This window comes from Acaryochloris sp. IP29b_bin.137, assembly GCF_028285745.1.
GTDB lineage: Bacteria > Cyanobacteriota > Cyanobacteriia > Thermosynechococcales > Thermosynechococcaceae > Acaryochloris.
The window spans coordinates 1-8,686 of the sequence record NZ_JANQOP010000149.1 but is presented as its reverse complement, the minus strand read 5'-3'; the positions used below and the strand labels follow the sequence as shown (position 1 = coordinate 8,686).

At 50.1% G+C, this 8,686-nt stretch carries 8 protein-coding genes and 1 pseudogene; all 9 read left to right on the top strand.

Annotated elements, in window-relative coordinates; all coding sequences use genetic code 11:
• Positions 1 to 184: pseudogene (locus Q0991_RS11555) on the top strand (nitronate monooxygenase); the annotation flags it as partial.
• Positions 185 to 232: 48 nt separating this feature from the next.
• On the top strand, positions 233 to 1,231 hold the full coding sequence (locus tag Q0991_RS11550; RefSeq protein WP_299488581.1) for an NAD(P)/FAD-dependent oxidoreductase: 999 nt from the start codon (positions 233 to 235) through the stop codon (positions 1,229 to 1,231).
• 99 nt (positions 1,232 to 1,330) lie between these two features.
• Positions 1,331 to 4,015: a cyclic nucleotide-binding domain-containing protein gene (locus Q0991_RS11545; RefSeq protein ID WP_299488579.1), complete on the top strand. Its 2,685-nt coding sequence runs from the start codon at positions 1,331 to 1,333 to the stop codon at positions 4,013 to 4,015.
• A 13-nt stretch (positions 4,016 to 4,028) separates the two neighbouring features.
• Positions 4,029 to 4,979, top strand: a complete 951-nt coding sequence (gene cysK / locus Q0991_RS11540) for a cysteine synthase A (RefSeq protein WP_299488577.1) — start codon at positions 4,029 to 4,031, stop codon at positions 4,977 to 4,979.
• Positions 4,980 to 5,056: 77 nt separating this feature from the next.
• Positions 5,057 to 5,419, top strand: coding sequence for a metalloregulator ArsR/SmtB family transcription factor (locus Q0991_RS11535; protein WP_299488575.1), 363 nt, complete (start codon positions 5,057 to 5,059; stop codon positions 5,417 to 5,419).
• A 72-nt stretch (positions 5,420 to 5,491) separates the two neighbouring features.
• Positions 5,492 to 6,037, top strand: a complete 546-nt coding sequence (locus tag Q0991_RS11530) for an NUDIX domain-containing protein (RefSeq protein ID WP_299488573.1) — start codon at positions 5,492 to 5,494, stop codon at positions 6,035 to 6,037.
• Between the two features lie 161 nt (positions 6,038 to 6,198).
• Positions 6,199 to 6,897 carry an MBL fold metallo-hydrolase gene (locus tag Q0991_RS11525; RefSeq protein ID WP_299488571.1) on the top strand — a complete coding sequence of 233 codons (699 nt, stop codon included), beginning with the start codon at positions 6,199 to 6,201 and terminating at the stop codon, positions 6,895 to 6,897.
• Positions 6,894 to 7,667, top strand: a complete 774-nt coding sequence (locus Q0991_RS11520; RefSeq protein ID WP_299488569.1) for a sulfite exporter TauE/SafE family protein — start codon at positions 6,894 to 6,896, stop codon at positions 7,665 to 7,667. Before Q0991_RS11525 ends, Q0991_RS11520 begins: the two co-directional genes overlap by 4 nt.
• A gap of 22 nt (positions 7,668 to 7,689) precedes the next feature.
• Positions 7,690 to 8,686: efflux RND transporter permease subunit (locus Q0991_RS11515; RefSeq protein WP_299488567.1), on the top strand; the 997-nt coding region annotated here is incomplete at its 3' end.

Here is an 8,686-nt window from a genome sequence, read left to right as displayed (position 1 = left end):
CAGTTGTTTGCATGTTTGCCGCTGTCGAGACACCCAAGAGACCTACTGCATTGTGAGGGCATTAGACAGAGCTGCTCGGGGCGATGTCGAAAATGGCTTAATTTTTGCTGGGTCTAATGCTGGACGTGCTCAGCAGATCATTCCCGTCGCTGAGTTGATGAACGAGCTAACTGCATCCCTCTAAACCCGTCCCTCGTCCTTAACCTGATTACACTCATTAATAAAAAGACCAATGAAACTCAACAAAACCAACCTCGAACAACGTTTGAATCATCTCTATGATGTCATTGTCGTCGGTGGGGGAGCAGGTGGTCTATCTGCAGGAATCTATCTACAAAGATTCCGCCTCTCCAGTCTGATTATTGACAAAGGTAAGGCTCGCTCATTTTGGATGCAGGCTTTACACAACTATTTGGGGCTGCCGCCGGATACGTCAGGTCGGCAACTACTCCAACAGGGTAAACAACACTATTCTGCTTTAGCAGGAGACTTTCTCGAAGGCTATGTCGAAGCAGTCACTGAAGAAGTGAACACCTTTACGGTGCGGGTCAAAGTTGGTCGTCAGAACAGCCGTCACGTAAAGTTCTATTCCAAATATCTGATCGTAGCCAGTGGCATCATTGATCATCTGGTTCCCCTTGATGATATGCAGACTGTTTATGACTATGCCGGGTACAACCTCCATGTTTGCATGGTTTGTGATGGTTATGAAATGATTGACCAACATTGTGGCTTCTTTGCGGGGAGTGAAACCAGTATTGAGGAAATGGTGTTCAATCTCAGTTGGTTTACACCCAAGATTACGATCTTCACCCATGGTTTGTTTGAAGTGAGTGACCAGATGCGTGGTCAGTTGCAGGAGCACGGCTACCGCTTGGTGGAAACCCCCATTCAGAAATTTCTAGGCGAAAACCACCAGATGACGGGTGTCGAGCTAGTGGACGGTTCAGTCATTGCATTGGAAACGGGTCTAATCTCAATGGGGTCTCGCTATCACAACACCTATCTTCAGGGGTTGGGCTTAGAGATGAAAGGCAGTAACTTAGTCACTGATAAATTGGGTCGCACCTCCCATCCTCGGATTTTTGCGATTGGTGATTTGAAGGTGGGACTCAATCAAGTGGTGGTCGCCGCAGGGGATGGTGCCTTGGCCGCCACCCAGATTTGGCGTGAGATTCGCAAGGATGCAGGCCCCAGAAAATGGTTGGAGAATGTCAAGGTCTCAGCATAGGTAGCTAGAGCAATCCGTCAGTTCAGCGTACTTGCCAAGGGTATATCGAGTGGGACCAGTTCCCAACAGACCATTCGCTCACACAGGGGACTCTGCACTGTGAGTACCACACCAACATCTACCGATAGAAGCACTCCGAATGAAACACTACGATCGATTCCGCTCCAACCTGAAGCGCATCAGGAGCAGATGCAGGAGAAGCAGGCGGTTGCAGAATGCTATGACTGGTTGAGCTTTCATCGGGTTTGGGGACAACTCCAGGATCGTTCCTTAATGGCAATTGCCCGCTCTCTGCAACTCATCAAGGTCGAGCCAGGAACAGAGATCTATCGGGAAAACCAAGCACCTGTGGGGCTCTATTTGCTGAAGTGGGGTACTGTAGAAATTTATCGACTCTCTCTGGTGGGCAAGACCCATATGCTGTACCGCAATGCGGGCGAGTTATTTGGCTATGTCCCTGTGATCAATCGTCAAGAAAATGCGTTCTATCAGGCAAGTGCGATTGCGCTCAGTGCAAGTGAAATCTGGTTCCTGGGCCAAGCTGACTGTGAGCAATTGTCACAGGCTTATACCGAGATCCAGGGCATTTTCAATCAATTTCTGACTCAAGATTTGGTCAACTTTGCCCAACGTATTGCTAGAGAACAAGCTCGTATTCAGGGATTGCAGCCCTATATTCATTCTGTACCTGCCACTGAAACCCTTTTGGGGTCTAGCAAGGCCAGTACTAAACTTGCACAGCAGGTAGAAGCCGCTACCGTTGACGTCAAACCCATCGTCTTTCAAGCCGCACTGGGAACGGGTAAAACTTTCCTGGCGGGTTATATTCATGCCCATTCTGGGTTGAAGGATCGCCCCTTTGCAGAACTCGACTGTGCTCAGCTTCCTCGCTCTGAGGCAGGGGGGGTTTGTACGAATCTCCTCTTTGGCAAAGCAGATGTTCAGCTTGGTGTCATTGAACTTCTTGAACGGGGCACATTGCTTATTGATAATGTGCAGCTTTTGAGTGATCAGGATCGAGATCGCTTAGTTCAATACCTGAACACGAGTACCTTGGTACCCAATCTAGACCCCACTGTGGCCAGTTTTCCTTCTCCTGTAAAATCCTGGGTGCGTCTAATCCTAGCTAGCCCCCACAAGCTAACCTTACCTGGTATTGCATCCCACTCAATTAAATTGTTCAGTCTGCCCCAGCGCAAGGGTGATATCCCCGAGTTTGCCCAATATTTCCTCACCCAATTTTGCCGGGAGCAAGGACGCACACTTCTAAAACTGGATCAGGCCAATACCCGCCGTTTGATTAGCTACGACTATCCTGGCAACCTGGTTGAGCTGGCTGGCATCCTCAAGCGCGCGGTCTCTATGACCCCTGAGGAGCAAACGGTGATCTCGGAACAAACCTTGTGGTCCTTACAATCGCCCAAGAATGCCTTTCGGATCGATTTACTCAACCAGCTCCCCTGGCTGCGACAGTTTTTGCTCAGCCCCTGGTGGCCTCGGAGGGTTTGGTATGGGGTTATGGTGTTGTTCATTCCCGTGACCCTCATGGGCTATATCGGCCCACAGACAAAGGATGCGAGCATGACCCTGAACTTTTTCTGGGCTTGGTGGTGGCCCGTGTACCTATTCTTATTTGCCTTTGTCGGTCGCCTCTGGTGTGCGGTTTGTCCCTTCATGATTACGGGGGAATGGCTCCGCCAACTCTCCCTGTGGATTTGGCCTCGTCAATTGTTGCCCTGGCCCACTAAATGGATGAATCGCTGGGGAGCTTGGATCTTGTTTGTGGGGTTTGTGGCCATTTACCTGTGGGAGGAGCTTTGGGACCTACCCCATACTGCCTATCTATCAGCGTGGTTGTTGGTGATTATTGCTGCTGGGGCCGTCATCGGCAGCGTGATTTACGAACGTCGTCTCTGGTGCCGATATCTATGCCCAATTGGCGGTATGAACGGCATGTTTGCCAAGCTCTCGATCCTGGAGGTGCGATCAACACAGCAAGTTTGTGGTAGCCAGTGCAGCACCTTTGGCTGTTACAAAGGGAGCGCCGCAACTCCTGTCGAATTTGCCAATGCACTCCCAACAGAAGGACAGGCGACGGATGGGTGTCCCCTCTATTCCCATCCCGCTCAATTGCAAGATAACCGCGACTGTGTGCTGTGTATGACTTGCCTGAAAGCCTGCCCCAATCGATCCGTACAGCTCAACTTGCGATTTCCAGCCGCAGACTTACTGGAAAATCACCAGGGAAACTGGCCGGAAGTGGCCCTCCTGCTATTACTGTTTGGTGGCGTGTTCATGCATCACGATCACCAGATTTTGGGTTGGTTGGGTCAGGGGGACCTCCCCGTCAATGCCGATCACCTACCCATTGGTATTTTAGTGACGACCCTGTTACTGAGTATTCCAGCCGTCTTAACGGTTGTGACGCACTTGATCGCCCGCTTGTTTGACCGAGAGTTACCGGACTACCTAACGGTTATCTATGCCTATCTTCCCTTCACCCTAGCGGCTAACCTGGCCCATTACATCCCTGCGGCAGTCACAGAAGCAGGTCAAATTCTACCTGTCATTGCCAGAACCTTTGGCTACAGTGGCCAGGGGCTTCCTACCCTCACCTGGAGCCCTGATGTAGCAGCATTTTTACAGGGGGTTACTTTACTGTCAGCTTTACTTTTCAGTGTCTATCCCCTCTTGCGGATCACTCAACGCACTTGGACAAGTTCTCTGCCTCACTTGATGTTAATCTCCGGGCTGACTTACTTATGCTTCCTACTCCTGATCTAGGGACGTGCATCCTATGCTGATTTACTCTGACATCACCCAAGTGATTGGCCGTACTCCGCTGGTTAGGCTTCAACGTCTCCCCCAGGAGGTGGGTTGTGTTGCTGATGTTGTCTTGAAATTAGAAGGGTTGAACCCAGCTGCTTCGGTGAAAGATCGGATTGCGATTAGTATGCTAACCGAAGCTGAACGGGAAGGGCTGATTCAGCCAGGACTCTCTACGATTGTAGAAGCTACATCGGGTAACACTGGGATTGGGCTGGCAATGGTTTGTGCCGCAAAAGGCTATCGTTTGATCCTGACCATGCCGGATAATATGAGTCCTGAACGCCAAAAAATGGTGAATGCTTACGGAGCAGAAATCATCCTCACTCCTGCTTCTGCCGATATGATGGGGGCCATCTCTCGGGCCAATGAACTCCTGGCTGCCCTCCCCAACGCCTTCTCCCCCCAGCAGTTTAGCAATCCTGCAAATCCCAAAATCCACTTTGAAACAACGGGGCCTGAAATCTGGGAAGACACGGATGGTCAGATTGATGTTCTGGTCGTGGGGGTAGGGACGGGCGGCACCTTGACAGGGGCAGGTCGCTATCTCAAGCAACAAAACCCCCAATTACGAATTGTGGCCGTGGAGCCGGAAAACAGTGCCGTCCTCAGTGGTCACGCACCCAGTTCCCATAATTTGCAGGGGATTGGTGCAGGGTTTATTCCTGATGTCCTGCGGGTCGATCTGATTGATCAAATCATCACCGTGAGTGATCAGCAAGCCTATCATTGGGGACGAAGATTAGCTCAAGCGGAGGGGATTATCAGTGGGATCTCGACTGGGGCTGCCCTTTATGCCGCTTTGCACCTGGGTCAGCAGATGGCCATTGAAGGTCAGCGGATTGTAGTGATTCAGCCTAGTGGGGGTGAGCGTTACCTGAGTACCCCGATGTGGCAAGAGTCCAAAAATAACTTGTTTTAAGCTAGAGAAAATATTATCTCATAATTCTACATGGTTATATAATTGTATTAGTAGCCTTCTGTTTATTCCCTCTAACCATGCCTAAAACTCTTGCCAAACAAGTATCACCCGAAGTTCTCGTAGCAGTGGCTGAGTACTTCAAAGTCTTATCGGAAGTCAGTCGCTTGCAGATTCTCAGCAATCTCAGGGCTGGTCCAATGACGGTTAATGATCTGGTGGAGGCCACAGGGTTGGGACAAGCCAATCTTTCTAAACACTTAAAGGTTTTAACTCAAGCGGGCCTTCTCTCGCGCACTCCTAGCGGGGTCAGTGCTTATTACGAGATTGTCGATCCGTTGGTCTTTGAACTGTGTGAATCGGTCTGTGATTCCATTAGCGATCGCTTGCTGCAGCAGGCTCAAAAATTTAACCAATTTAAATCCTTCAGTCAGCCTGATTAAAGTTGCTCAGCTCGTAATCAGTCTCCACAAAGCAGTGAGTTAGTTTAAAACTGCCGTATTTATCCCCACCTTATGGCTTCTCAAGATTGGCAGGTCTGCGAGCGCATCTTGGAATTGAGATCGCAATGGCTGACCCTGATCGGTGAACATTTACAAACTGACCAGGGACAGCGGCTTGAATATTGGCGGATCGAAAAAGCAGATTCGGTTATTGTATTGCCCCTACTGAATCAGCAGCTCATTTTGGCCCGACCCACCTACCGTCCGGGTGTGCAAACTCAGACCCTTGATTTTCCTGGAGGTCGGGTGGCTGAGGGACAATCGCCGAGCGAAGCGGTGATATCCATCCTTCAGCGAGAGTTGGGTATAGATACCCAAGCCATAATGTCTCTCACACCTCTAAATCACAAAGGGTGGGCGATCAATAGTTCTTTCTCCAACCAATGCCTGTACGGGTTTGTTGCTGAACTTTATCCCCAAATTCAGCTGGATCACAACTATGTGGGGGCTACCTATAACGCTTCCCGCTCAGGTATTCAGTCTTTGCTAAGTGTCCTCGAATGCCTGCAATGTCGGGCTGTTCTCTTAGAGTGGCACTTGCAGCAAACATCCCAATAAAAACCCTTTGAAAGTGAGGTAGACAGTTCATCTGCCCTTATATTACTATATAATTATATTATAGTTAAGTTTTACTCGCCTGAAATTAAGTAACCTTAGCTCGGCGTTATTGTGGCGTTTCCCCCAATAGAGACAAGAACATACCTAAAGGAGCGAGCAAGATGTTATTTCGTCAATTGTTTGATCCAGAAACCAGCACCTATACTTATCTGATCGCGAACAGAGACAAGGAGGCTATCCTGGTTGATCCGGTGCAAGAGCAGGTGGAACGCGATGTGAACCTGCTGGATGAATTAGGGTTGACCCTGTGCTACTGCCTCGAAACCCATATTCATGCTGACCATGTGACGGGAACGGGGCAATTACGCGAGTTGACTGGGTGCCAAGGAATTGTACCTGAACATGCGGAAGCTGCTTGTGCAGATCGGTTGATCCGGGATGGAGAAGTTTTAGATTTAGGTGAGGTGAATGTTCGTGCGATCGCAACTCCAGGCCACACCGACAGTCATATGGCCTACCTCGTCAATAAAGATCGGATCTTAACAGGGGATTCCCTGTTAATCAGAGGGTGTGGTCGCACTGATTTCCAGAGCGGGGATGCAGGAACCCTCTATGACCATGTGGTACAGCGGTTGTTTACCTTACCCGAAACAACCTTGGTTTACCCAGGTCATGACTACAAAGGTCAAACCGTATCATCGATTGGAGAAGAGAAACGCTTTAATCCCCGCTTTGTTGGCCAAGGTCGCGACGCCTTTATTCAGCTGATGGGGGCTCTCAATCTTCCTGATCCGAAAAAAGTTGCTGAAGCTGTTCCCGCTAATCAACAGTGTGGCCAGGCTGCCGCAGTCGGCCCATGACGTGGATCATAGGACATATTCTTGCGGTTGGCATTGGCCTAAGCTTAGGGCTGATCGGTGGCGGTGGCTCCATTTTAGCCGTGCCGATCCTGATTTATGTCTTAGATACTCAACCCAAAGCTGCCATTGCCATGAGTTTGGTGATTGTAGGTACGGTTAGTTTGATCGGTGTAATTCCCCACTGGCGACAGGGACATGTGAATGTCAGAACCGCTGCTATCTTTACCCCTGTTGCGATGTTGGGAGCCTTTCTGGGTGCCCGATTGGCCTCTTTACCTTGGATCACAGAAACCATTCAACTCATTAGCTTTGGGATTGTTATGGTCCTCGCGAGTGTGCTGATGATTCGTGATCCAGGCATCAAGTCTCCACTTCAGAGAAGTTCCCAGACGGCCTCTCATCCGCACCCTAAACACCACTGGCTGACTATTCCTCTAGAAGGACTGGGAGTAGGTGTGCTCACAGGTTTTGTAGGCGTGGGGGGAGGCTTTGCGATTATTCCTGCTTTGGTGTTGTTCGGAGACCTCCCCATCAAGGAAGCGATTGGCACCTCATTGCTGATCATTGCCTTTAAATCTGCAACGGGATTTCTAGGGTATCTGAATCAAGTGGAACTGGATTGGATGCTGATCATCACCTTCACCTTGGCAGCGAGTCTGGGCACAGTTATTGGAGCAAGTTTGACGCGAATATTCGAGGCCAAACAACTGCAAAAAGGGTTTGGTTACTTTGTGCTGGTCGTTGCGGTATTTGTCCTGGCGAAGCAATAGTTCTGCAAGTGAGGAAACCCTGATGTCAAGTTCCCCTTCTCCCCAAACGGGCATTGTTGGTCGAATCACTGCCTATTTCATTAATTCCCAGGTGACGATGTTGCTCATTGCTGCCTTGGTTTTGTTTGGAGTCGGGGCAGCTACCTTCACCCCACAAGAAGAAAATCCCCAAATTGTGGTTCCGGCTGCTGAGGTCATCCTGCCCTATCCCGGTGCCCCGGCAGAGGTGGTCGAGAATATTGTTACCAACCCCATCGAAGCCAAGCTGCGAGAACTCACAGGGGTGGAACATCTCTATTCCGTTTCCCAAAATTCAGGGGCCAAAATTACGGCGCAGTACTTTGTGGGGGAAGACTGGGAAGATTCCCTCTTCAAACTACAGAATCATCTCTACAATCACCAAGATTTACTGCCCCCAGGGGCGTCCTATCTCGTCAAACCGGTAATTATTGATGATGTCCCGATTGTGACGTTGACTCTGACGGGTCAGGGGTATACCGACAACCAACTTCGGCGGGTAGGGGAACGACTCCTCAATGATTTACGCAGTATTCCAGACACCGCCAATCTGACGATGGCGGGTGGGCACCCCCGTGCCATTCGGGTGGATTTGGACCCCGACAAACTGGCGAGCTATCGGCTGTCCCCCGCTCAGATTAGTCAGCAACTCCAGGTGGAGAATGTCCAACTGCCCACGGGGGATGTGTCTGTGGGAGAAACCCGCCTATTTCTAGAAGGGAGCAATCTATTCCAGTCTGCCGCAGATGTGGGGGAGATTATGGTGGGCTTTGGCACTGCCACAGTTCAGGGCCATCCCCGTCCTATCTACCTAAAGGATGTGGCGACGGTGGTGGATAATTTTGGTGATCGCACCACGGTATCGCGAATTCACTATCGACAAGATTGGGATATTGCCAATCCCTATCCAGACCCCAGCAGTCAGGCTCAAGGGGAATTTATCACCCAGCCTGCGATGACGATTGGAATCGCTAAGAAAAAAGGCACGAATGCGGTTACCG

Excerpts from the sequence above, each read along its gene's own strand:
- cysK (WP_299488577.1), top strand. The coding sequence starts at position 4,029 with ATGCTGATTTACTCTGACATCACCCAAGTGATTGGCCGTACTCCGCTG.
- Q0991_RS11535 (WP_299488575.1), top strand. The coding sequence starts at position 5,057 with ATGCCTAAAACTCTTGCCAAACAAGTATCACCCGAAGTTCTCGTAGCA.
- Q0991_RS11525 (WP_299488571.1), top strand. The coding sequence starts at position 6,199 with ATGTTATTTCGTCAATTGTTTGATCCAGAAACCAGCACCTATACTTAT.
- Q0991_RS11550 (WP_299488581.1), top strand. The coding sequence starts at position 233 with ATGAAACTCAACAAAACCAACCTCGAACAACGTTTGAATCATCTCTAT.
- Q0991_RS11530 (WP_299488573.1), top strand. The coding sequence starts at position 5,492 with ATGGCTTCTCAAGATTGGCAGGTCTGCGAGCGCATCTTGGAATTGAGA.
- Q0991_RS11520 (WP_299488569.1), top strand. The coding sequence starts at position 6,894 with ATGACGTGGATCATAGGACATATTCTTGCGGTTGGCATTGGCCTAAGC.